The following is a 23,822-nucleotide window of genomic DNA, read 5'->3' on the forward strand; positions in this document are numbered from 1 at the left end:
CTGACGCTGCTACACCCCGCGCCGCGACCGGCCCCTGCCGTCGCGGCGTTTTGCCATTAACTTCACCGTCGATCACGACGGCACAGACATCACCTATTTTTAAGGAGCGCATTCATGGCTGTTGGTCTTGGTCCTTTGCCCACATTGCACCCGGTTGCCGGTTTTGAGCTCGGTATCGCTTCGGCCGGCATCAAGCGCCCAGGGCGCAAGGATGTGGTGGTGATGCGCTGTGCCGAAGGCTCGACCGTTGCGGGCGTGTTCACCCTCAACGCCTTCTGCGCCGCGCCGGTGATCCTGGCCAAGCAGCGTGTTGCCGGCTCGATTCGTTACCTGCTGACCAACACCGGCAATGCCAACGCCGGTACCGGTGAGCCTGGGCTGGTCGCCGCCGCACGTACCTGTGCCAAGCTGGCCCAACTGGCCGGCGTGGACGCCAGCCAAGTGCTGCCATACTCCACCGGCGTCATCGGTGAGCCGCTGCCGGTCGAAAAAATCGAAGGCGCCCTGCAAGCCGCGCTGGACGACCTGTCTGTGGATAACTGGGCGGCAGCCGCCACCGGCATCATGACCACCGACACCCTGCCAAAAGGCGCGAGCCGCCAGTTCGTGCACGACGGTGTGACGGTTACCGTGACTGGCATCAGCAAGGGCGCGGGCATGATTCGCCCGAACATGGCCACCATGCTTGGCTATATCGCCACCGACGCCAAGGTTTCCCGCGATGTGCTGCACAGCCTGATCCTGGACGGCGCCAACAAGTCGTTCAACCGCATCACCATTGATGGCGACACGTCCACCAATGACTGCTGCATGCTGATCGCCACCGGCCAGGCCAACCTGCCGGAAATCACCGAAGCCAGCGGCCCGCTGTTCGCGGCGCTGAAGCAGGCGGTGTTCGAGGTGTGCATGGACGTGGCCCAGGCCATCGTGCGTGACGGTGAAGGCGCGACCAAGTTCGTGACCGTTGAAGTCAACGGCGGCGGCAACCATCAGGAATGCCTGGATGTCGGCTATACCGTGGCCCACTCGCCGCTGATCAAGACCGCGCTGTTCGCCTCCGACCCGAACTGGGGCCGCATTCTGGCCGCCGTCGGCCGTGCCGGCGTGCCGGACCTGGACGTGAGCAAGATCGACGTGTTCCTGGGCGACGTATGCATCGCCAGCCGTGGCGCCCGTGCCGAGACCTACACCGAAGCCCAGGGTTCGGCGGTGATGCAGCAGGAAGAAATCACTATCCGCATCGAACTCGGTCGCGGTGAGTGCAGCGAAACCATCTGGACCACCGACCTGTCCCACGAGTACGTGAAGATCAATGCGGAATACCGCACCTGATAGAAGAGGATAAGCGCGGTGAAACGAGTGCATGTAGCAGCAGCGGTGATCCGCGGTGTCGACGGCAGGATCCTGCTGGCGCGCCGTGCCGATACCCAGCATCAGGGCGGCCTGTGGGAGTTTCCCGGTGGCAAGGTGGAGGCCGATGAGTCGGTCGCCACGGCCCTGTCCCGTGAGTTGCAGGAAGAGCTGGGTATTCAGGTCTCCACGGCGCGACCGCTGATCAAGGTGCAACATGACTACCCGGACAAGCAGGTGTTGCTGGATGTCTGGGAAGTCTCGGCCTTTACCGGCGAGCCCCACGGCGCCGAGGGACAACCGCTGGAATGGGTGGCCCCGCGCGATCTGCCCCACTATGAGTTCCCGGCGGCCAATGCGCCGATCGTGGCGGCTGCGCGCTTGCCGGCCGACTACCTGATCACGCCGGGCGAGCTGGAAACGCCCACGCTCTTGCGCGGGATCCAGAAGGCTATCGCCGGTGGCATCAAGCTGATTCAGCTGCGGGCGCCCAATGGTTACGACCCCAAGTACCGCGACCTCGCGGTAGATGCGGTGGGCCTGTGCGCCGGTAAGGCGCAGTTGATGCTCAAGGGACCGTTTGAATGGCTCGGGGACTTCCCGGCGGCCGGCTGGCATATGACCTCGGCCCAACTGCGCAAATATGCGAGCAAGGGCCGGCCGTTGCCGAAGGATCGCTGGTTGGCGGCGTCATGCCATGACGCGGAGGAACTGGCGTTGGCGGAGTTGATGGACGTGGATTTTGTCACGCTGTCGCCGGTGCAGCTGACCCAGACCCATCCCGATGCGCAGCCGTTGGGCTGGGAACAGGCGGCAGAGTTGATCCGTGGGTTCAGCAAACCGGTGTTTCTGCTGGGTGGGGTAGGGCCTGCTGAGCGGGAGCAGGCGTGGGAAGCCGGCGCTCAAGGTGTCGCAGGGATTCGGGCGTTCTGGCCTGAGGCTTGATGGTGCTCTGAAGGGCCCTATCGGGAGCAAGCCCCTCACATTCGACCGGGTTCCAACTTTGGAATGTGATCAAAATGTGGGAGGGGGCTTGCCCCCGATGAGGCCCTATCAGTCACCGAATCATCATCAGTGTGGCTTCGCCGCCGCCTGCCACAACACTTCTGCAACACCCTGGCGCCTGGCAATCACCCTTGCCGCCACAAACAGCAAATCCGACAGCCGATTGATATACGCCAACCCCACCCCTTCCAACGGCTCGACAGCATTCAGGTGCTGACAGCGCCGCTCGGCACTGCGCGCCAGGCTGCGGCACACATGGGCCTGGGCAATCAGCGCCGAACCACCGGGCAAGATGAAATTCTCCAGGGGCCCGAGCTCTTCGTTCCAGCGATCGATCGCCGCTTCCAGCCGATCCACTTCCGCCGCGTTCAATGCCTTGTACTCCGGCATTGCCAACTCCCCACCCAGATCGAACAATCGATGCTGGCAAGGCGTAAGCACCTCGATCACGTCCTGTAAGCCTGGATGCTGTCCGCCGAGGGCTTCGAGATACGCCAGCAGTAACCCCAACTGGCTATTGAGCGTATCGACCTCGCCGATGGCCTCCACCCGGGGATGGTCCTTGGGCACGCGGCGGCCGTCGCCGAGGCCTGTTTCGCCTTTATCGCCGGTGCGGGTGTAAATCTTCGACAGGCGAAAGCCCATGGTCAGTGCTCCAGTTGGGTGAGTTCGTAAGGTGGCAGTTGGCCAGCCAGGGGCAGGCGCAAGGTGAAGCAGGTGCCTTGGCCGAGGGTGGAATGCACCTCCATCTGGCCCTTGTGGTTGTTGGTGATGATGAAATACGACACCGACAGCCCAAGCCCGGTGCCCTGGCCGATTTCCTTGGTGGTAAAGAACGGCTCGAAGGTGCGTTTGCGCACGTTTTCGCTCATGCCGATGCCGTTGTCTTCCACCTGGATTTCCGCCCACGGCGGGTTAAGGCGCGTGCGCAGGATGATGCGCCCCGGTTCGCTGTCGTCCTCGCGCAGGTGAATGGCCTGGGCGGCGTTTTTCAGCAGGTTGAGCAGCACCTGTTCCAGTTCGTTGGCCGTGCCGGGCACGGGGCCCAGTTGCGGGTCGAACTGGCGGATGATCGCCTGGCCCTTGAAATCGAAGCCAATGGCCAGGTCAAAGTCGTTACCGGCGATTTCTACCGCCTGGTCGATCAGCGCCGGCAAGTCGCAAGGCGCCATCTGCCGGTTGCTGCGGCGGCTGAAGCTGAGCATGTGGGTGACGATTTTCGCCGCCCGTGCCCCCGCCTGCTGGATACCGTCGAGCAGTTGCGGCACTTCGCGGCTTTGCAGGTAGCGGTTGACGGTGTCCAGCTCAACCCCCACCTGCTCGGCGTGTTCCAGGTTCTTGGGCAGGTCAGGGGACAGGCGCCGGCGAATGTTCTGCACGTTATGCAGGATCGCCCCCAGCGGGTTGTTGATCTCGTGGGCCATGCCGGCGGCAAGTCCGCCGACGGAAAGCATTTTTTCCGACTGCACCATCATCTCTTCCAGTGACAGGCGCTGGGTGATGTCGTCGATACGGATCACTACGCCGCGCCCGGCACCGCCCATCAGCGGGTAGAAGGTCAGGGCGTAATGCTTGGGTTCGTCGTCCTTGACCCAGGTGACGCGCTCGATGCGTTCCACCGTGTGTTGCTCCACCGTGGCCTTGATCTGCGGCAGGTACGGCTTGAGCGGCTGGAAGGCGAGGTAGATCGGTTGATTCAGCGCTTCATCCAGGCGCGTGCCGGACAGAGCCGTGGCTTCCTGATTCCATTGGGTGACGTAGAGCTGTTCGTCCAGGGCGATCAGTGCCGAAGGCATCGAGTCGATGATGCTGTTCAGGTAGTTCTGGAAACCGGTGAGCTTTTTCTCGATCTTGCTGCGTACCTGGACTTCCAGCTCCAGCTTGCGGTTGGTGTGGCGCGTCTCTTCGGCCAGGCCTTGTGCCTGGTCGTAGGCCGCCTGGGAGTCGTCCCGCGCGCGCTTGAGCTGCTGCTCCCGGGCTTCGATGCGCGACAGCATGGTGTTGAAGGCTTCGGCCAGGCTGCCGATTTCGTCGTGGTTGCCTGGGCCGGCGCGCAGGGCGTAGTTCTCTTCGCGGGTGACCTGGCGTGACAGCTCTTCGAGTTCATGGATCGGCCGGGTGATCAGGCGTTTGATTTGCCGGGCGATGATCAACCACAGCAGCACACTGAAAATCAGGATGCCCAGGCTCGCCGTCAATGTGCCGGTATAGAAGGCCACCGGCAGCTCACTGCTGGCCACCAGCAGCAGGTGGCCGGACGGTTGGCCGGGGCGGGGCAGGGTGATGACCTGGTTACTGCGAAATTCGGTCACTCGCCAGGCTTCGATATGCCGGTAGTTGTCCGGGAGGTGCAGGCGATCGCCGTGTTGCATCTGCGCCAGGCGATTGCCTTCGCCGTCGTACAGGGCGGCGGCGCGCAGGGGAGAATAGCTGGTCAGTTCATTGAGCAGCGCATCGGCCTTGGCTGGGGATTCAAGGGCTTCGGCGGCCAGGGCCGGGTTGGACACCAGCCGGCCGATGGCCTGCAAGGCCTGGGGCGCCATGCTTTCCTGGGAGATCCAGTAGGCGGCGCTGATAAAGGTCAGGTTAGCCACCAGCAGGACGGTGGTCAGCAGCACCAGCAGGGCGGCCAGCAGTTTCTGCCCGACCGGTAGGTTTTCTAGACGCTGGCGCAGCGGCATCAGGGTTTTCCCAGGTGATAGACAGGCGGGCAGGGTAGCGCGTGGTTCAGTCGCGGGGCAATCCGCGTGCAAGTAACTGCTCGACCAGGCGCACTTGCAGCTGTTGCACATGGGGCAGGCTCAATTGGTGACGGGCGGCCGCCTGGCAAGCATAGCCCAACAAGTAGCTGATCTCGGTGCGGCGGGCGTTGGCCACGTCCTGGTACATGGAGGAATAATTGGCGGCCGTGGCCTGGATGACCCGTTCCACTTCCTGGTGCAGATCCAGCGCGGCGGTGGGTTGGCCGCAGCATTCCAGCAGTTCGCCAAGCTCGGCACACAGGGTCGCGACTTCACATTGATGGTTCTGCAGTTCGCCGTTGCGGCACTGGTAAAGCACCGTCAGCGGGTTGATCGCGCAATTGAGCGCCAGTTTGCGCCACAGGCGCGTCAGGATGTCGGTACTCCATTCGTGGGGGATGCCCGCAGCGTGCAAGTCATCCAGCCACAGCGGCGGAGTAGGGTGGCTCGCGTCCCCCAGCCAGGTGTAGCCATGGCCGGCGAACACCACGCGCCAGTCACCGTCGCGAAACGCGCCTTCGGTGCTGGAGGCAAAAATGCAGCGCGCCTTGGGCAGTTGCGCGGTCACCGCGTCCTGGCTGCCTAGGCCGTTCTGCAGCAGGATCAGCTCGGCGTCCGGTGCCAGGCGATGTTGCAGCTGTGCGACAGCGCCCTGGGCGTCGTAGGCCTTGCACGCTACCAGCAGGCGATGAATCGGCTCGGGGCTGTCGGGCGTTTCAGCGAACACCGGGTAGGTATGGGCGACGCCGTGTTCCACCAGGGTCAAGCCGGGTGAAGCCCGGTAGCTGGCCAGGCGCCTGGCATCGCGCAGGATCAACCTGACGGGCAAGCCGGCACGAGCCAGGCGGGTGGCCCACAGTGTGCCCAGGCTGCCCGCGCCGAGAATATGCCAGGTGGTCGACATCAGTTTTTGCTCCGTAGGGTCGCTCACAGTGAACGGGACGAAAGAACCGCTATAATGCCCCGGCATTTTAGCTCGGGCGCGCTCCATCTCTACTGAGCCCGCCCCTTATATTGGAGAAATCACATGCCTTCGTTCGACGTGGTATCTGAACTGGACAAACACGAAGTCACCAACGCCGTCGAGAACGCCGTCAAGGAGCTGGACCGCCGCTATGACTTGAAAGGCAAGGGCAGCTTCGAATTCAAGGAAAAGGAACTGACCGTCAACCTGACCGCTGAAGCCGATTTCCAGCTGGAAGCGATGATCGAGATACTCAAGTTGTCGCTGGTCAAGCGCAAGATCGACGCGCAGTGCCTTGAAATCAAGGACGCCTACGCCTCCGGCAAGCTGATGAAGCAGGAAGCCGTACTCAAGGAAGGTATCGACAAGGAGCTGGCGAAGAAGATCGTCGCCCATATCAAGGATGCCAAGCTGAAAGTCCAGGCTGCCATCCAGGGTGAGCAGGTTCGTGTCACCGGCAAGAAGCGTGATGACCTGCAGGAGGCCATTGCCGCTCTGCGCGCCAAGACTTTCGACATGCCGCTGCAGTTCAATAACTTCCGCGACTGATGGCACAGTGGGGAACCTGTGGACGTTTTCGGCGTCCCACGCCCCAGAGCCAGCGCCTGCACTTGAGCCCTACGGGGCTCATTTGCGTTTTCAGGCAGTCAGTAAGCCGCACATCTGCCACACAGGAGAAGCTACATGGATTTAAACGCTGAAATGGATCACTTGATCAAGACCTCGCAGTCATGGATCCCGATGATCATGGAATACGGCAGCCGGGTGTTGCTGGCGGTAATCACCCTGGCCATTGGCTGGTGGCTGATCAACGTATTGACCCATCGTGTGGGCCGTCTGCTGGCCATGCGTAACGCGGACCTGGCGCTGCAGCACTTCATCACCAGCCTGGCGAACATTGCGCTGAAAGTCATGCTGATTGTCAGCGTGGCCTCGATGATCGGCGTGGCGACCACCTCGTTCGTCGCCGCCATCGGTGCCGCTACCCTGGCCATCGGCCTGGCGTTGCAAGGCAGCCTGGCCAACTTTGCCGGTGGGGTGCTGATCCTGTTGTTCCGCCCGTTCCGCATTGGTGACTGGATCGAAGCCCAGGGCACTTCCGGGACCGTCGACAGTATCCAGATCTTCCACACCGTGCTGCGCACCGGCGACAACAAGACTGTCATCGTACCCAACGGCATCCTGTCCAACGGCATCATCACCAACACCAACCGTCAGCCGACCCGCAAGGTGGTGTTTGACGTGGGTGTGGACTACGAGGCGGATCTGCAAAAGGCCCGTGAAGTACTGCTGGACCTGGCAAAAGATCCGCGCGTACTGACGGATCCTGCTGCGGTGGCCGTGGTGTCGACCTTGGGCGATAGCTCGATCACGGTTTCCCTGCGCTGCTGGACCAATACCCCGGATTATTGGGATGTAGTGTTCATGCTGAATGAACTGGCGCGTGATCGTTTAAAGGCAGCGGGGATTGATATTCCATTTCCGCAGCGCGTTATTCGAGTGATGCAGGAAGCAGCTCCGAAGTAAGTGAAAGAAGCGCGTTTAACTTGGCCGAAAGGTCAGGTTAAACGTGTCACCTGAATCTCGTTAGTTAGCTTGCTAGTTATTTATTCGCTGAAATAAAACTGCAATAAAAAAGCCGCTCCCTTGTAAACAGGGGAGCGGCTTTTTTGTTTAAGGCCGGGGCCTTAAGTCATCGTTGTAATTGAACCGGCAATTACAAGATGTTCAGCGGGTATTGCGCGATCAGACGCAGTTCGTCGAGGGAACCCGAGTAAACCTGATCAGACGAGCGATAGGTCGCTTGACGTACGCGCAGGCTCAGGTCTTTGGCTGGACCGCTCTGGATCACGTATTTGGCTTCGATATCGCGTTCCCACTCTTTACCATTGTTAGTGGTCGAGGTGTTGGCGCCAGTACCTTTCACATAACGAGTCATGAAGCTCAGGCCTGGGATACCAAAGGTCGCCATGTTCAGGTCATAGCGAGCCTGGTAGGACTTCTCGTCTTCAGCGTTGAAGTCGGAACGGGCGATGGAGTTGGCCAGGAAAATCGTGCCGCCACCGTCTACGCCGTAGCCGTACTGGCCGTCGCCGCTGACCTTCTGTGCTGCCAGGGTGAAGGTGTGAGCGCCAATGGTGTACGCGCCTTGCAGGCTGAACGCACGGTTGTCGAGCTTGGTGGTGCTGTCTTTGTCAGCACGTACCAGGCCGGCGCCGTCGCTCTTGGTGTCGTAGATGTTGAAGTCGACAGCCACGGACTGGTCATCGCTGAGCGCGTGGGTCCAGTTGACGTTGGCGTAGATCTTCTTCCAGTAGTCTTCCACTTTCGAGTAGTAGAGGCTGGTGGTGAACTCTGGGGTCCAGGAGTACACACCGCCGACGAAGTTGGCGTCTCGCAGGCCACGGCTCGAGCCTGGTTCGGAGCTGGCGATACTGTCGCGGTAGGTTTGATCCTGGGCAACGATCGAGGTGAAGTGACCGGCTTCCAGTTTCAGATCTTTGATTTCGTTGCTGGTGATGGAGATGCCTTGCGGCAGTTCCGGCAGCAAACGGCTGTCATCGGAAGCGAACACTGGAGCGGTGGTGTACTGATCACCGATCTTCAGGACCGTATTGGACATACGGAACTTGATGGCTGCGCCGCCTTTGGAGTAGTCATCCTGCGAACGGCCGTCGGAACCCTCTGGGAACAGACCGGTGCCGGCACGGCCTTTGCCGCTGTCCAGCTTGACGCCCAGCAGACCGATCACGTCGACACCGACACCGATGGTGCCTTGGGTGTAACCCGAGCTGAAGAGGCCGTGGAAGCCGAGGCCGGTTTCTTCGATACGGCTTTGTTCTGCACCGTGGTTACGGCGGTCACGGCTGAAATACAGGGCCCGTGTCAGAATGCTGGCTGTACTGTCCTCGATAAAGCCCTTGGAATCGTCCTGGGCGGACGCCATTGCGAACTGCGAGGTGCCTGCTGAAACAGCCAGGGCGATCATGCTCCACTTCATCACGCGCATCGTGATTTGCTCCTTTGGTTTTAGGAAGAGTACTGCCGTCCCACCTGTATTTTTATCTGGGCGGCTCTTTCTTTTTTGTGTCGGCGCAAAGTTATATCACGCAGACTCTATTGACGATACTTACCCATCTTTCCTTTCAGCTTCTTTACGAGGCTGTCGTAAATTGCTAGTTCCATGTCGCAAATTCACAGTCCGAATGTAACGGGACTGACAACTTCAATGCTGTTTTCAAACGCCTTTCAGCGTTTGTCGTCTTCCTTGGTATACATTGAAACGCCACTGTTATTTATCGCGAAACACTCACTTCCCTGCAGGTGCCGTTGTCGACGATAGGGGGGTGAATGCAACAAGCGCGCCCAAATCGGTAACTGAATGTCATTTTTTCGTGAAAAACGTTACGACGTGGTAAAAACCGCATAAGCACGGGCTTTTTACGCCGTTTGGTTTGGGCTTGACGCCCGTGTGTTACCGCTGTTGGGGGGTGCAAAAAAACCTTGCCCGAGAAAAACGTTACCGGTCCACCCCCATGGGTGGGTAGTTGGCGGATCTCTTTGAGGCACAAGTGGGTCATTTTGGTGCATCCCGGTGAGGCCCGAGTTATCGTAGCTCAATTATTCGCCTGCATCGAAAGGGTGCGGTTTTTTTCTCCGGATGCGCCGGGGCTCTCCCGCATTCGCCGTGAAGCCGCCCGCATTCAAAGGTATGCTGGGCGCCAGAACCTGACCTGCCAAACGGAGTGCCCGTGGTGTTCGCCTTAGACCAACGCCTGCAACAAGACACACTGGTGATCGGGGACTTCCCGTTGTGCCGCCTGCTGCTGTCCGATGACTCGAATTACCCGTGGTTCATCCTGGTACCGCGCATCAACGGTATCAGCGAAGTGTTTCAGCTGGATGTCGCAGATCAACAGATCCTCTGGAAGGAAACTACGTTGCTGGCGCAGTTACTCAACGAAGGCCTGGGCGCCGACAAGATGAATATCGGTGCGCTGGGCAATGTCGTCAGCCAATTGCACGTGCATGTGATCGTACGCAAGCGTGATGATGCTGCGTGGCCTGCGCCGGTGTGGGGCAAGCATCCGGCCCGGCCGTACACTGACGAACAAGTGGCGGTCATTCGTGTGCGCCTGCGCGCGTTGCTGCCTGCCGACTTTATCTTTACCCAGGGTTGAACCATGGACTTGCAAGACCGCGTTACCGATCTGGAAAGCCGCCTGGCTTTTCAGGACGACACCATCGAGACCCTCAATGACATCCTGGTCGCCCAGCAGCGCGCGGTTGAACGCCTGCAGCTGCAGATGACCGCGCTGCTCAAGCGTCAGGAAGAAATGGGCGGCCAGTTCGAGACGTCCGAAGAAGAGGCGCCGCCACCGCACTATTAATCCGAGTGCAATAAAAAACCGCGACCCAGCCAAGGCTGGATCGCGGTTTTTTTTGCTGCGACGGCTGGAATCAGCGACGCGGCAGGGCAGCGATCACGTCTTCGGCTTGCAGGCCTTTGTCGCGATTCATCACGGAGAACTCCACGCGCTGGCCTTCCACCAGGACGCGATGGCCTTCGCCACGGATAGCCCGGAAGTGGACGAAGATGTCGTCGCCCGAATCGCGGGAAATAAAGCCGAAGCCTTTGGAGGTGTTGAACCACTTGACGGTACCGGTATCCCGATTGGTCATGTCGTAGTTTTGCGACGCGGCCGCCGGGGACGAACGGTAGAAGCTGATGGCCAGGTGAAGAACGATAGCGACCACAGCAATCACCAGGCTGAGCAGGATGGCCGGATGGCCGCCCACTTCAGGCATAGGTGCCAGGAGGGTGAGGGTTTGTACGACAACGGTCAGTACCAGCAGTGCGCTGACCAGGTTTTGCAGTTGATGACGTGTGCCTTTGTTCCAGTAAGGGATTACGGGAGCGAGCGTCAGGTTAAGAAGGCCGAACAAGGCCAGGTACAGAGCGTCGTGTTGTTGCAGGTAGGGCAGGCTTTCAGGCTGCAGGCTCGGGATAAAGGACAGCAGCAACGCTGCAACGCCCGTTAGCAGGTGGACGATTTTCAACATTTTGATTAACTCACGTTAAGACGGATCACAAGGAAGAGCTGACTGGCACGGTTCGCTTCTGAACAATGGGAGGCGTTGGGCACGTGCGCGGGTATCAGCCTATGCCGCTTGCCGTGGAAATTAACGACGGCGACACGCTGCCTATTTAACAGCAAAGGCCGTGCCTACTCAAATCGAGCATTTTCCGCGGTTGAAAGGGGCGTGGCATTTCTGCGTGAAACGCTTGTCCTAGACATGTGCAGGTGTTTCTGGCGGCCTTAAAGGAAATTTCCGAGGTGTCCAAAGGCTTGTACTGCACGGGCTGAAAGGTCGTGCAGGGGCGATTTGTCGCATGTCGCCCGAGGGTGTCGGGCTGCGTCTACGCGGCGCTCTTGCTAGAGTGGTCGTGCACCTGATCAATGAATGCTTGTCAATTGAAGGGGATAAACATGGCAATCGATATCGGTATCAGTGAAGAAGATCGTAAATCCATCGTCGATGGGCTTTCACGACTGCTCTCCGATACCTATGTACTGTACCTGAAGACCCACAACTTCCATTGGAACGTCACGGGCCCCATGTTCCGTACGCTGCACCTGATGTTCGAAGAGCAGTACAACGAGCTGGCGCTGGCGGTGGACGCCATAGCCGAGCGTATCCGTGCCCTGGGTTTCCCGGCACCGGGCGCCTATTCGATCTACGCCCGTCTTTCCTCCATCAAGGAAGAAGAGGGCGTTCCCAGCGCAGAAGAGATGATCAAGCAACTGGTGGCGGGCCAGGAGGCGGTCACGCGTACCGCACGCGGTATTTTCCCGTTGCTCGACAAGGTCAGCGATGAGCCGACCGCGGACCTGCTGACCCAGCGCATGCAGGTTCACGAGAAAACCGCGTGGATGCTGCGCTCCCTGCTCGAAAACCAGTAACCGTCACCCACAGTGGCGCCGTTGTGGCGCCACTTGCTTGTTTCCACGCATTTCCTGGCGTTGTCCTACGCCTATCAACGCCCCGTCTTCTGGCTGCCTGCTTCGTCCTGCTGTCTTATAGGGCCACTGTCCAATGGGAGAACCCATGGGCTGTTGTTTGGCAATGGAGTGTCAGGTGTATGTCACGTGGAGTGGATGTGGGAGTGATGGAAACCGGTGGTTTCCACAAGATAAGCGTCGACCCCTTCGCCAAGGGGTTCGATATGGGGCTGGCCAAGCCATTGTCCCGATCGGTAAGGCTCAATGGGTTTTCCACTTGTCTTCGGCTTGAGCAGATCTATTGGAATATCCTCACGGAAATAGCCAGGATCAATGCCTGCTCTGTCAGCGCATTGCTGTCCTATGTCGATCGGGAAGTGCACTTGCGGTATGGAGGAGTGAAGAACTTCAGTGGGTTGGTCAGGGTAGTGTGTGTGGTTCATCTGTTAAAGGGCCGTGCTGTCTCGCCAAGCCCTGAGTAATCGGCAGGCCTCGGGGCTGGTCCGCTGTCGAGGTGGGCCTGCCCCGGGCAGAAAGCCGGCTGCGCTGCCTTGATTTACCAGATATAATCCCGCGCTTTGCTGCTGCCGGGGCTTTCTCCCTCTGCTCTCTATCAGGAGCGGGCGCGGCACAGTAACGATCGACCGCCGAGACATCGCCATGCCCATGTACGACTATCAATGTGCTTCCTGTGGACATCAGTTGGAAGCCATCCAGAAGATCAGCGCAGCGCCGCTGGTCGATTGCCCGGCCTGCCAGGCACCCGAGCTCAAGAAGATGTTGTCCATGCCGGGCTTCCGCCTGAGCGGCAGCGGCTGGTACGAGACCGATTTCAAGACCGGTTCGAAGAAGAACCTGGCGGGCGGCGACAAAGCAGACTGAGTTGAACTCCATGCGCAGGCTCCTGCATTATCCGTCCCCTGCTTTAATGTACGGTGACGAGGCAGGCCTCCACCGAATTTCGAATTACGAGAAGTGAAACCACTACCATGATGCGCAGCCACTATTGCGGCCAACTGAACGAGACCCTGGATGGTCAGGAAATTACCCTTTGCGGATGGGTTCACCGTCGCCGCGACCACGGCGGGGTGATCTTCCTCGATATCCGTGATCGTGATGGCCTGGCCCAGGTGGTGTTCGATCCGGACCGCGCCGAAAGCTTCGCCGCTGCTGACCGTGTGCGCAGCGAGTACGTCGTGAAGATCACCGGCAAGGTTCGCCTGCGTCCTGCCGGTGCCGTGAACGCGAACATGGCGTCCGGTGCGATCGAAGTGCTGGGCTACGAGCTGGAAGTACTCAACGAATCGGAAACCCCGCCGTTCCCGCTGAACGAATACTCCGACGTCGGCGAAGAAACCCGCCTGCGCTACCGTTTCCTGGACCTGCGTCGTCCGGAAATGGCCGAGAAGCTGCGCCTGCGTTCGCGCATGACCACCAGCATCCGCCGCTTCCTCGACGAGAACGGCTTCCTTGACGTCGAAACGCCTATCCTGACCCGGGCCACCCCGGAAGGCGCGCGGGACTACCTGGTGCCTAGCCGTACCCACGCCGGCAGTTTCTTCGCCTTGCCGCAGTCGCCGCAGCTGTTCAAGCAGCTGCTGATGGTGGCTGGCTTCGACCGTTACTACCAGATCGCCAAGTGCTTTCGCGACGAAGACCTGCGCGCCGACCGCCAGCCGGAATTCACCCAGATCGACATCGAGACCAGCTTCCTCGATGAAAAAGAGATCATGGGCATCACCGAGCAGATGATCCGCAACCTGTTCAAGGAAGTGCTGGACCTGGAGTTCGGCGAATTCCCGCACATGACCTTCGAAGAAGCCATGCGCCGCTACGGTTCGGACAAGCCAGACCTGCGTAACCCGCTGGAACTGGTGGACGTGGCCGACCAGCTCACCGAAGTTGATTTCAAGGTGTTCAGCGGCCCGGCCAACGACCCGAAATGCCGCATCGCCGCCCTGCGCGTGCCTGGCGGCGCGAGCATGCCGCGCAAGCAGATCGACGACTATACCAAGTTCGTCGGCATCTACGGTGCCAAGGGCCTGGCGTACATCAAGGTCAACGAGCGCGCCAAGGGTGTTGAAGGCCTGCAGTCGCCAATCGTGAAGAACATCCCGGAAGCCAACCTCAATGTGATCCTGGATCGCGTGGGCGCGGTCGACGGCGACATCGTGTTCTTCGGCGCCGACAAAGCCAAGATCGTCAGCGAAGCCCTGGGCGCGCTGCGGATCAAGCTGGGCCACGACCTGGACCTGCTGACCTGCAAGTGGGCACCGATGTGGGTCGTCGACTTCCCGATGTTCGAAGAGAATGATGACGGTAGCTTCAGCGCCTTGCACCACCCGTTCACCGCGCCGAAGTGCTCGCCCGAAGAGCTGGAAGCCAACCCGGCAGGCGCGCTGTCCCGCGCGTATGACATGGTGTTGAACGGTACTGAGCTGGGTGGTGGTTCGATCCGTATCCATCGCAAAGAGATGCAACAAGCGGTCTTCCGCCTGCTGGGCATCAACGAAGCGGAACAGGAAGAGAAGTTCGGTTTCCTGCTCGACGCCCTGAAATACGGCGCGCCACCCCACGGTGGCCTGGCTTTCGGCCTCGACCGCCTGGTGATGCTGATGACCGGCGCCCAGTCGATCCGTGAAGTGATCGCCTTCCCGAAAACCCAGAGTGCTGCGGACGTCATGACCCAGGCTCCGGGTGTGGTGGATGCCAAGGCATTGCGCGAGCTGCATATTCGCCTGCGCGAGACGCCGAAGGCTGAGTAAGGCTGCTGCGTGAAAGCGCACTGAGGTTTACGCAGTCTAAAAAGGCGCATCTTCGGATGCGCCTTTGCGTTACAAGGGTTGTATCCCACCCCGGGTGGGGTTGATAAGGTTTCTAGAGAATTTCGGAGTTGTGTTATGGCTGGCCATTCCAAGTGGGCGAACATCAAGCACCGCAAAGAGCGTCAGGATGCCAAGAAAGGCAAGATCTTCACCAAGTGGATCCGTGAGCTGACGGTCGCTGCCCGCCAGGGTGGTGGTGACCCGGGCTCCAACCCGCGTCTGCGCCTGGCCCTGGACAAGGCCCTCGGCGCCAACATGAGTCGTGACATTATCGACCGTGCCGTGGCCCGTGGGGCCGGCGCTGCCGACACCGACGACATGGTCGAGTTGACCTACGAAGGCTACGGCCCGGGTGGCGTGGCGGTGATGGTCGAATGCATGACCGATAACCGCAACCGTACTGCCGCCGCCGTGCGTCATGCGTTCAGCAAGTGTGGCGGCAACCTGGGGACTGACGGTTCGGTGGCCTACCTGTTCGAACGCAAGGGGCAGATCTCCTTCGCGCCGGGTGTGGATGAAGATGCACTGATGGAAGCGGCGATGGAGGCGGATGCCGACGACGTGGTGACCAATGAAGATGGCTCCATCGACGTGTTTACCTCGTTCGCCGGTTTCTACGCCGTGCGTAACGCCCTGGAAGCGGCCGGTTTCAAAGGCTCCGACGCCGAGATTGTGATGCTGCCGACCACCAGTGCCGAGCTGGACCTGGACGGTGCGCAGAAAGTGCTGAAGATGCTCGATATGCTCGAAGACCTGGATGATGTACAAAACGTGTATTCCAACGCCGACATCCCGGAATCCGTGGCCGAACAGCTAGGCTGAAGAATGAAGTAGATCCAAATGTGGGAGGGGGCTTGCTCCCGATGGCGGTGTATCAGTCAGCCTATGTCTAACTGGACGATCGCCATCGGGAGCAAGCCCCCTCCCACATTAGAACTACGGTGTATCAAAAAATGTGTTTATCCGACCTGCAGGCGTTATGACTTTAATCCTAGGTATCGACCCCGGTTCGCGCATCACCGGTTTTGGTGTGGTGCAACACACCCCGCGCGGCTGCGTCTACGTCGCTTCGGGCTGTATCCGTACCGGCGCAGGCGAGTTGGCTGAGCGCCTGCAGATCGTCTATCGCGGCGTGCGTGAAGTGATCCAGACCTACGGACCGGTGACCATGGGCATCGAAAAGGTGTTCATGGCAAAAAACGCAGATTCGGCGTTGAAGCTCGGCCAGGCTCGTGGCGCCGCCATCGTCGCCGGCGCCGAGGAGGGCATGGAGATCGCCGAGTACACCGCGACCCAGGTCAAGCAGTCCGTGGTCGGCACCGGCGCGGCCAATAAAGAGCAGGTGCAGATGATGGTCATGCACATGCTCAAGCTCACCTCAAAGCCGCAGATCGATGCCTCCGACGCCCTGGCCATTGCCATTTGCCATGCACACACGCGCTCCAGCCTGCTGCCTCACGGCCTGGGCACGGCACGCAGTCGTGGCGGGCGCCTGCGTCTCTGATAGCATCAGCGCAATCGTTATTTCCGGTCAGGCCTCGCTCTGACCCCAAGCTTTAAGGATCTGAACCGTGATTGGACGCTTGCGCGGCACCCTGGCTGAGAAACAGCCGCCGCACCTGATTCTGGATGTAAACGGGCTGGGGTATGAGCTGGAAGTGCCCATGACCACCCTGTACCGCCTGCCGTCGGTCGGTGAACCCATAACGCTGCATACCCATCTGGTGGTGCGCGAAGATGCGCAACTACTCTATGGTTTCATTGGCAAGCGTGACCGCGACTTCTTCCGCGAGTTGATTCGCCTCAATGGCGTGGGGCCTAAATTGGCCCTGGCGTTGATGTCGAGCCTGGAAGTGGATGAGCTGGTACGTGCCGTGTCGGCCCAGGACACCTCCGCGCTGACCAAGGTACCGGGCGTGGGCAAGAAAACCGCCGAGCGCCTGCTGGTAGAACTCAAGGACCGCTTCAAGGCCTGGGAGGTGGTGCCGAGCATGTTCGCCCTGGTGCCGAACCAGCCGGACATGCCGGCGGGCCAGGTCGCGAGTGCTGAAAGCGACGCCGTCAGTGCGCTGATCTCCCTGGGCTACAAACCCCAGGAGGCCAGCAAGGCCGTCTCGGCCATCAAGGACAAGAACCTGAGCAGCGAAGACATGATCCGCCGAGCCCTAAAGGGAATGATTTAAGTGATTGAAGCTGATCGTCTGATCGCGGCCACCGGGCCTCGTGATCGTGAAGAAGTCCAGGACCGCGCCATCCGCCCCCTTAGCCTTGCCGACTACATCGGCCAGCCCACCGTGCGCGAGCAGATGGAGTTGTTTATCCAGGCCGCGCGCGGGCGCGGTGAGTCCTTGGACCATACCTTGATCTTCGGCCCGCCGGGGCTGGGTAAAACCACCCTGGCCAACATCATTGCCCAGGAAATGGGTGTGTCGATCAAGTCCACCTCCGGCCCGGTGCTGGAGCGGCCAGGTGATTTGGCGGCGTTGCTCACCAACCTCGAGCCCCATGATGTGCTGTTCATCGACGAGATCCACCGGCTCTCGCCAATCGTCGAGGAAGTCCTGTACCCGGCGATGGAAGATTTCCAGCTCGACATCATGATCGGCGAAGGCCCGGCGGCGCGCTCGATCAAGCTCGACCTGCCACCGTTTACGCTGGTGGGCGCGACCACGCGCGCGGGCATGTTGACCAACCCGCTGCGAGACCGTTTCGGCATTGTTCAACGTCTTGAGTTCTACAGCACCGCCGATCTGGCGACCATCGTCAGCCGTTCGGCCAGTATTCTCGGCTTGCCCTTGGACCCGGAAGGCGCGTTCGAAATTGCCCGTCGGGCCCGGGGCACGCCACGGATTGCCAACCGCCTGCTGCGTCGCGTGCGTGACTTTGCCGAAGTCCGGGCCAAGGGGCATATCACCAAGGCCGTGGCGGACCTGGCCCTGAACCTGCTGGATGTGGACGAGCACGGCTTCGATCATCAGGATCGACGCCTGCTCTTGACCATGATCGAGAAGTTCGACGGCGGCCCGGTGGGTGTCGACAGCCTGGCGGCGGCCATCAGTGAAGAGCGCCATACCATCGAGGATGTGCTGGAGCCGTACCTGATCCAGCAGGGCTATATCATGCGCACGCCAAGGGGGCGGGTGGTGACGCGCCATGCCTATCTGCACTTCGGGTTAAACATTCCGTCACGATTGGGTGAGATGCCCGTGGTAGACGAATTCCTTGATGCAGTGGACGATTAAAAGCTTCACGCCAGTCGATTTATTCGATGTTTGTGCTGTCCTAGTGGCTGGCGTCGTCATTCAGTCACTGGATATGTTTTTCGAGAATGAAAAAACAGTTGCCCCAGCGGATTGGCAACCTGAGGAGTAAGCACTAGAGTATGCGCGCGCAAAACGGGGATCAGTCGTTCGCACATCGCTGTCGCGTTTATTACGAGGACACCGATGCCGGCGGCATCGTGTATTACGTCAATTATCTCAAGTTCATGGAGCGGGCTCGTACCGAGCGGCTACGGGAGCTGGGCTTTGCCCAATCCCAGCTGGCAGGGGAGGACCTGTTATTCGTCGTGCATTCCAGCGAGGCGCGCTACCACGCACCGGCGCGGCTGGACGACGAGTTGCTGGTCAGCGCTGAAGTAATCGAATTGAACCGTGCCAGCCTGCGTTTCAAGCAGCAGGTCAGGCGGGCAACGGATGCAACGCTGCTCTGTGAGGGGCAGTTCCTGGTGGCGTGTGTGCGCACCAACAGTTTGAAACCTCGGGCCATTCCCGAAACTCTACGTGCGGCCTTTGCCGCCGTGAGCGGCGCGGGTAAACAATCAAAGCAGGAGATTTAGCGTGGAACCTACCGTCGTCGACCATTCCTCCATGTGGAGCCTGGTCAGCAATGCCAGTGTCGTGGTTCAACTGGTGATGCTGACCCTGGTAGCCGCATCGGTTACCTCTTGGGTCATGATTTTTCAGCGCAGCAACCTGCTGCGCGCCGGTCGACGTGCCCTGGAGAGCTTTGAAGAGCGCTTCTGGTCGGGTATCGACCTGTCCAAGCTGTACCGCCAGGCCGGCAGCAACCCGGACCCGGACTCGGGCGTCGAGCAGATCTTCCGCGCCGGCTTCAAGGAATTCTCGCGCCTGCGCCAGCAGCCGGGTGTTGATCCGGAAGCGGTCATGGAAGGCGTGGCCCGTGCCATGCGCGTCGCCATTTCCCGTGAAGAAGAGAAACTGGAGCAGAGCCTGCCGTTCCTCGCTACCGTCGGTTCCGTCAGCCCGTACATCGGCCTGTTCGGTACCGTGTGGGGGATCATGAACTCGTTCCGCGGCCTGGCCCAGGCCCAGCAAGCGACCCTGGCCACCGTGGCCCCGGGTATTGCCGAAGCCCTGATCGCCACCGCGATCGGCCTGTTCGCCGCTATCCCCGCAGTAATTGCCTACAACCGCTTTGCTGCCACCAGCGAAACGTTGATCGGCCGTTACTACACCTTCGCCGATGAGTTCCAGGCGATCCTGCACCGTAAAGTGCACACCAGCGAAGAATAAGCAGGTAATTCCCAATGGCTTTAATCGCTCGAGCTCGCAAAAAGCGCAAGCCGGTCGCCGAGATGAACGTAGTGCCCTACATCGACGTGATGCTGGTGCTGCTGGTGATCTTCATGGTGACCGCGCCGATGCTCAACCAGGGCGTGAAGGTTGATCTGCCCAAGGTTTCCAGTGAAGCCTTGCCGCAGGACAACAACACTCAGGTCCTGACCATTTCGATCAAGGCTGACAAGACCTATTACTGGAACCTTGGCAGCGAAGTCGACACGCAGAAACAGCAGGACAAGGCCTTGACCCTGCCGGCGATGACCGATGCGGTGACCAAGATCATTCGCTCCGGCAACGAAGGCGGCAAGCACACCCAGGTGTTCATCCGCGGCGACAAGTCGGTCGACTACGGTTCCGTCATGGGCGCCATGGGCGGGCTGCAGAAGGCCGGCGTCGGTAACGTTGGCTTGATTACCGAGGCGCCCTGATGCACCAACAGCGAGAGCCGTCCGCCTCGGAAAGCTTCTTCTGGCCTAGCGTCTGGGCAATTGCCCTGCACGTCCTGGTCTTTGGCATGCTGTTCGTCAGCTTTGCCATGACCCCGGACCTGCCGCCAGCCAAGCCGATCGTGCAGGCGACCCTGTATCAGCTGAAATCGAAAAGCCAGGCCACCACCCAGACCAATCAGAAGATTGCGGGTGAGGCCCAGAAGTCGGCTGCGCGCCAGACTGAAGTCGAACAGATGGAACAGAAGAAGGTCGAGCAGGAAGCGGTGAAGGCTGCTGCGGAACAAAAGAAAGAAGAGGCGGCTCAAAAGGCCGAGGAATCGAAAAAGGCTGACGAAGCCAAGAAGGCCGACGAGGCGAAAAAGGCTGATGAAGCCAAGAAAGCCGAGAAAGCTGCCGAAGCTAAAAAAGCTGAAGAGAAACAATTGGCTGATATAGCCAAGAAGAAATCTGAAGAAGAAGCCAAGAAGGCTGCCGAAGAAGAGGCCAAGAAAAAGGCCGCTGAAGACGCCAAGAAGAAAATAGTCGAAGACGCGAAGAAGAAAGCCGCCGAAGACGCCAAGAAAAAAGCTGAAGCAGACGAGGCGAAGAAGAAAATCGCCGACGACGCGAAGAAGAAAGCTGCCGCCGATGCCACCAAGAAAAAGGCCCAGGAAGCAGCGCGTAAATCCGCCGAAGAGAAAAAGGCCCAGGCCTTGGCAGATTTGCTCTCCGACACGCCGCAGCGTCAGCAAGCCTTGGCCGATGAACGGGGTGATGAAGTCGCGGGCAGTTTCGACGACCTGATTCGGGCGCGGGCAGCAGAAGGCTGGACACGTCCACCTTCGGCACGCAAAGGCATGACAGTAGTGCTGCAGATCGGCATGTTGCCGGACGGTACGGTGACTTCGGTCAGCGTGGCCAAGTCCAGTGGTGACGGTTCGTTCGACAGTTCGGCGGTTGCCGCGGTCAAGAATATTGGCCGGTTGACCGAGATGCAGGGAATGAAACCAAGCGACTTCGCTCCCTATCGTTCATTCAAGATGACATTCACACCTGAGGATCTAGCCTTGTGAGAAACCTTCTTCGAGGAATGCTTGTCGTTATTTGCTGTATGGCAGGGATAGCGGCGGCGGATGAAAAGAACATCCTGGTCACCAGCGGCAGCGATCGGGCTACCCCGATCGCGGTAGTGCCGTTTGGCTGGCAGGGCGGCAGCGTGCTGCCGGACGACATGGCCCAGATCGTCAGCGACGACCTGCGCAATTCCGGTTACTACGCCCCGATTCCGAAAGGCAACATGATCAGCCAGCCGACCCAGGCCAGCGAAGTCATCTTCCGTGATTGGAAAGCGGTGGGCGCGCAGTACCTGATGGTCGGCAGCATCACGCCGGCCGGCGGTCGCCTGCAGATCCAGTACACCTTGTTCAACGTGGCCACCGAGCAGCAGGTCCTGACCGGCAGCGTATCGGGTACCGCCGAACAACTGCGCGACATGGCCCACTACATCTCGGACCAGTCGTTTGAAAAGCTCACCGGTATCAAGGGCGCGTTCTCGACACGCCTGCTTTATGTAACGGCCGAGCGTTTCTCCGTAGACAACACTCGCTACACCCTGCAGCGTTCGGACTACGATGGTGCGCGGGCAGTGACCTTGCTGCAGTCCCGTGAGCCAATCCTGTCGCCGCGCTTCGCGCCGGACGGCAAGCGTATTGCCTACGTGTCTTTCGAACAGAAGCGTCCGCGTATCTTCGTCCAGCACATCGATACTGGCCGTCGTGAGCAGATCACCAACTTCGAAGGCCTCAACGGTGCACCGGCCTGGTCGCCGGATGGTTCGCGCCTGGCATTCGTACTGTCCAAGGACGGCAACCCGGACATCTACGTGATGAACATGGCTTCGCGCCAGATCAGCCGTGTGACCAGCGGTCCTGGTATCAACACCGAACCGTTCTGGGGCAAGGATGGTTCGACCATCTACTTCACCTCGGACCGCGGCGGCAAGCCACAGATCTACAAGACCAGCGTTGGCGGTGGGGGCGCGGAACGCGTGACCTTTATCGGTAACTACAACGCCAATCCTAAGCTTTCGGCTGATGAAAAGACGTTGGTGATGATTCACCGTCAGGATGGTTTCACTAATTTCCGGGTTGCGGCCCAGGATTTGCAGCGTGGAACGGTAAAAATCCTCACAGATACCAACCTTGATGAGTCAGCTACTGTTGCGCCCAACGGCACCATGGTAATCTACGCCACCCGCCAGCAGGGCCGGGGAGTCTTGATGCTCGTGTCCATTAATGGACGCGTAAGGCTCCCGCTTCCTACCGCACAAGGCGAAGTCAGAGAACCGTCCTGGTCCCCTTACCTGAACTGACGCGGCGCTACAAAAAGAAGTACTTAACACACTGGGGTTCATTAGGAGTTTCACGATGGAAATGCTGAAGTTTGGTAAGTTTGCTGCTCTGGCTCTGGCTCTGTCCGTAGCCGTTGGTTGCTCGTCTAAAGGCGGCGACAATGCCGGTGAAGGCGCAGCTGTTGATCCAAACGCTGGTTACGGCGCTAACACTGGTGCAGTTGACGGCTCCCTGAGCGAAGAAGCTGCTCTGCGCGCTATCACCACTTTCTACTTCGAATACGACAGTTCGGACCTGAAGCCAGAAGCCATGCGCGCTCTGGACGTTCACGCGAAGGACCTGAAAGCTAACGGCGCTCGCGTTGTTCTGGAAGGTAACACTGACGAACGTGGTACTCGTGAGTACAACATGGCACTGGGCGAGCGTCGTGCGAAAGCCGTTCAGCGCTACCTGGTACTGCAAGGTGTTGCTCCAGGCCAACTGGAACTGGTTTCCTACGGTAAAGAGCGTCCAGTTGCTACTGGCCACGACGAGCAGTCCTGGGCTCAAAACCGTCGCGTCGAACTGCGTAAGTAATTCGTCATGCGAACGTGCCGTCGTGCTCTAACTGTATTGGCTCTCAGCCTCGCCCCGCTTGCGGTGTGGGCTGCGGTTCCTGTGGAAGACAGCAACTCTGGCTATAACAATAGCGGGAGCAGCTATCCGCCAGCGGGTTATGGCACGAACGGCGCCTATGCTGGGGGGGCGGCTACGTCCGCTCCCTCGGCACAGGGCGAACTGTTCAACCAGCTGCAACGCATGCAGGATCAATTGGCGCAGCAACAAGGCACCATTGAAGTTCTGCAAAATGAGGTGCGTCAGCTGAAGCAGGAAGGCCTGGAGCGTTACCAGGATCTTGATCGACGTATAGGAGCCGGTGTTACACCTGCCGCTACTCCTGATAATTCTTCTGCCGGTGGCGCGCCCAGCGCGGCTATCGGTGGTGCAGCAGCAGGGGCCGCCGCTGCGAGCCAAGCCCCTGCCGCCAGCAGTGAACCGGGTGATCCGGCGAAGGAAAAGCTGTATTACGATGCAGCCTTCGACCTGATCAAGGCCAAGGATTTCGATAAGGCCAGCAAAGCCTTTACCGCCTTCCTGGGCCGCTACCCAAACAGCCAGTACGCGGGCAATGCCCAATACTGGTTGGGCGAGGTGAATCTGGCAAAGGGTGATCTGCAGGGGGCGGGCCAGGCATTTGCCAAGGTCAGTCAACTGTACCCCAAGCACGCCAAGGTGCCCGACTCGCTGTATAAACTCGCTGACGTAGAACGCCGCCTGGGTCATACCGACAAGGTCAAAGGCATTCTGCAGCAGGTCGTAGCCCAGTATCCGGGTACCTCCGCTGCACAGTTGGCCCAACGGGATCTGCAACGCTTGTAAGCGATGCAGCCGTTTAGAAGAAACCCGCGCCTGGCGCGGGTTTTTTCGTTAGAATCCACGCCCTTTTATGACACACGCTTCCTGGGGCCTACGCGTTGGCGGGGTTCCTTGAAGTGCCTGACGGAGGCGGACAGCCTGTTTAGCTGTTACG

26 protein-coding genes are annotated in these 23,822 nt (G+C 59.8%); 21 read left to right on the top strand and 5 right to left on the bottom strand.

Going from position 1 to position 23,822, the window contains the following annotated elements:
- Positions 1–114: 114 nt before the first annotated feature.
- Positions 115–1,332: a bifunctional glutamate N-acetyltransferase/amino-acid acetyltransferase ArgJ gene (argJ, locus tag BLQ09_RS20650; protein WP_027605527.1), complete on the top strand. Its 1,218-nt coding sequence runs from the start codon at positions 115–117 to the stop codon at positions 1,330–1,332.
- Between the two features lie 18 nt (positions 1,333–1,350).
- Entirely contained in the window at positions 1,351–2,295 is a 945-nt protein-coding gene (locus BLQ09_RS20655; RefSeq protein WP_092358388.1) for a Nudix family hydrolase, read from the top strand.
- A gap of 126 nt (positions 2,296–2,421) precedes the next feature.
- On the opposite strand, the gene BLQ09_RS20660 is transcribed toward BLQ09_RS20655, so the two are convergent.
- From BLQ09_RS20660 to BLQ09_RS20670, 3 genes are read right to left on the bottom strand one after another with little or no spacing between them, the layout of a single operon-like run.
- On the bottom strand, positions 2,422–3,000 hold the full coding sequence (locus tag BLQ09_RS20660; RefSeq protein WP_027605529.1) for a cob(I)yrinic acid a,c-diamide adenosyltransferase: 579 nt from the start codon (positions 2,998–3,000) through the stop codon (positions 2,422–2,424).
- Positions 3,001–3,002: 2 nt separating this feature from the next.
- Entirely contained in the window at positions 3,003–5,036 is a 2,034-nt protein-coding gene (locus tag BLQ09_RS20665; RefSeq protein WP_027605530.1) for a sensor histidine kinase, read from the bottom strand.
- 46 nt (positions 5,037–5,082) lie between these two features.
- Positions 5,083–6,000: a putative 2-dehydropantoate 2-reductase gene (locus tag BLQ09_RS20670; protein WP_092358390.1), complete on the bottom strand. Its 918-nt coding sequence runs from the start codon at positions 5,998–6,000 to the stop codon at positions 5,083–5,085.
- Between the two features lie 123 nt (positions 6,001–6,123).
- Here BLQ09_RS20670 and BLQ09_RS20675 point away from each other — a divergent pair, with 123 nt between their 5' ends.
- A complete protein-coding gene (locus BLQ09_RS20675; protein ID WP_003175814.1) occupies positions 6,124–6,609 on the top strand; it encodes a YajQ family cyclic di-GMP-binding protein in 486 nt (161 codons plus the stop codon).
- Between the two features lie 135 nt (positions 6,610–6,744).
- On the top strand, positions 6,745–7,587 hold the full coding sequence (locus BLQ09_RS20680) for a mechanosensitive ion channel family protein (RefSeq protein WP_027605532.1): 843 nt from the start codon (positions 6,745–6,747) through the stop codon (positions 7,585–7,587).
- Positions 7,588–7,777: 190 nt separating this feature from the next.
- Here BLQ09_RS20680 and BLQ09_RS20685 read toward each other — a convergent pair whose 3' ends face one another.
- Complete coding sequence (locus BLQ09_RS20685) at positions 7,778–9,070, bottom strand: OprD family porin (protein WP_027605533.1); 1,293 nt, start codon at positions 9,068–9,070, stop codon at positions 7,778–7,780.
- A 745-nt stretch (positions 9,071–9,815) separates the two neighbouring features.
- On the opposite strand from BLQ09_RS20685, the gene BLQ09_RS20690 reads away from it, so the two are divergent.
- Together BLQ09_RS20690 and BLQ09_RS20695 are read left to right on the top strand one after the other, a co-directional pair.
- Positions 9,816–10,241 (top strand): HIT domain-containing protein, encoded by a 426-nt coding sequence (locus BLQ09_RS20690; protein WP_092358470.1) that lies wholly within the window; start codon positions 9,816–9,818, stop codon positions 10,239–10,241.
- Positions 10,242–10,244: 3 nt separating this feature from the next.
- Entirely contained in the window at positions 10,245–10,451 is a 207-nt protein-coding gene (locus BLQ09_RS20695) for a SlyX family protein (RefSeq protein WP_027605535.1), read from the top strand.
- A gap of 70 nt (positions 10,452–10,521) precedes the next feature.
- On the opposite strand, the gene BLQ09_RS31775 is transcribed toward BLQ09_RS20695, so the two are convergent.
- The gene (locus BLQ09_RS31775; protein WP_005790922.1) at positions 10,522–11,124 is read right to left on the bottom strand and encodes a cold-shock protein; all 603 of its coding nucleotides are present in this window, start codon (positions 11,122–11,124) and stop codon (positions 10,522–10,524) included.
- Between the two features lie 428 nt (positions 11,125–11,552).
- Between BLQ09_RS31775 and BLQ09_RS20705 the strand changes: the two genes are divergently transcribed.
- The 15 genes from BLQ09_RS20705 to ybgF all read left to right on the top strand — a co-directional run bounded on the left by BLQ09_RS20705 (position 11,553) and on the right by ybgF (position 23,671).
- The gene (locus tag BLQ09_RS20705; RefSeq protein WP_027605536.1) at positions 11,553–12,026 is read left to right on the top strand and encodes a Dps family protein; all 474 of its coding nucleotides are present in this window, start codon (positions 11,553–11,555) and stop codon (positions 12,024–12,026) included.
- Positions 12,027–12,205: 179 nt separating this feature from the next.
- A complete protein-coding gene (locus BLQ09_RS20710) occupies positions 12,206–12,547 on the top strand; it encodes a ribbon-helix-helix domain-containing protein (RefSeq protein ID WP_027605537.1) in 342 nt (113 codons plus the stop codon).
- A gap of 178 nt (positions 12,548–12,725) precedes the next feature.
- The gene (locus BLQ09_RS20715) at positions 12,726–12,947 is read left to right on the top strand and encodes an FmdB family zinc ribbon protein (protein WP_010208103.1); all 222 of its coding nucleotides are present in this window, start codon (positions 12,726–12,728) and stop codon (positions 12,945–12,947) included.
- A 107-nt stretch (positions 12,948–13,054) separates the two neighbouring features.
- Positions 13,055–14,830 (top strand): aspartate--tRNA ligase, encoded by a 1,776-nt coding sequence (gene aspS / locus BLQ09_RS20720; RefSeq protein WP_027605538.1) that lies wholly within the window; start codon positions 13,055–13,057, stop codon positions 14,828–14,830.
- 135 nt (positions 14,831–14,965) lie between these two features.
- A complete protein-coding gene (locus BLQ09_RS20725; protein ID WP_027605539.1) occupies positions 14,966–15,712 on the top strand; it encodes a YebC/PmpR family DNA-binding transcriptional regulator in 747 nt (248 codons plus the stop codon).
- A 157-nt stretch (positions 15,713–15,869) separates the two neighbouring features.
- A complete protein-coding gene (ruvC, locus tag BLQ09_RS20730) occupies positions 15,870–16,394 on the top strand; it encodes a crossover junction endodeoxyribonuclease RuvC (protein WP_027605540.1) in 525 nt (174 codons plus the stop codon).
- A 67-nt stretch (positions 16,395–16,461) separates the two neighbouring features.
- Entirely contained in the window at positions 16,462–17,073 is a 612-nt protein-coding gene (gene ruvA, locus BLQ09_RS20735) for a Holliday junction branch migration protein RuvA (protein WP_003175802.1), read from the top strand.
- Entirely contained in the window at positions 17,074–18,132 is a 1,059-nt protein-coding gene (ruvB, locus tag BLQ09_RS20740; RefSeq protein WP_092358392.1) for a Holliday junction branch migration DNA helicase RuvB, read from the top strand.
- Positions 18,133–18,272: 140 nt separating this feature from the next.
- The gene (gene ybgC, locus BLQ09_RS20745) at positions 18,273–18,728 is read left to right on the top strand and encodes a tol-pal system-associated acyl-CoA thioesterase (RefSeq protein ID WP_032890914.1); all 456 of its coding nucleotides are present in this window, start codon (positions 18,273–18,275) and stop codon (positions 18,726–18,728) included.
- Position 18,729: 1 nt separating this feature from the next.
- Positions 18,730–19,425: a protein TolQ gene (tolQ, locus tag BLQ09_RS20750; protein WP_015885609.1), complete on the top strand. Its 696-nt coding sequence runs from the start codon at positions 18,730–18,732 to the stop codon at positions 19,423–19,425.
- 23 nt (positions 19,426–19,448) lie between these two features.
- Positions 19,449–19,901, top strand: a complete 453-nt coding sequence (tolR, locus tag BLQ09_RS20755) for a protein TolR (RefSeq protein WP_161793227.1) — start codon at positions 19,449–19,451, stop codon at positions 19,899–19,901.
- Complete coding sequence (gene tolA, locus BLQ09_RS20760; protein WP_053135848.1) at positions 19,901–20,974, top strand: cell envelope integrity protein TolA; 1,074 nt, start codon at positions 19,901–19,903, stop codon at positions 20,972–20,974. Before tolR ends, tolA begins: the two co-directional genes overlap by 1 nt.
- A 17-nt stretch (positions 20,975–20,991) precedes the next feature.
- Positions 20,992–22,272, top strand: a complete 1,281-nt coding sequence (gene tolB / locus BLQ09_RS20765; protein ID WP_043293513.1) for a Tol-Pal system beta propeller repeat protein TolB — start codon at positions 20,992–20,994, stop codon at positions 22,270–22,272.
- A gap of 55 nt (positions 22,273–22,327) precedes the next feature.
- Positions 22,328–22,828: a peptidoglycan-associated lipoprotein Pal gene (pal, locus tag BLQ09_RS20770; RefSeq protein WP_003209827.1), complete on the top strand. Its 501-nt coding sequence runs from the start codon at positions 22,328–22,330 to the stop codon at positions 22,826–22,828.
- 6 nt (positions 22,829–22,834) lie between these two features.
- A complete protein-coding gene (ybgF, locus tag BLQ09_RS20775) occupies positions 22,835–23,671 on the top strand; it encodes a tol-pal system protein YbgF (RefSeq protein WP_027605544.1) in 837 nt (278 codons plus the stop codon).
- Positions 23,672–23,822 lie beyond the last annotated feature (151 nt).

This window comes from Pseudomonas sp. NFACC25, assembly GCF_900100935.1.
GTDB classification, from domain to species: domain Bacteria; phylum Pseudomonadota; class Gammaproteobacteria; order Pseudomonadales; family Pseudomonadaceae; genus Aquipseudomonas; species Aquipseudomonas marginalis.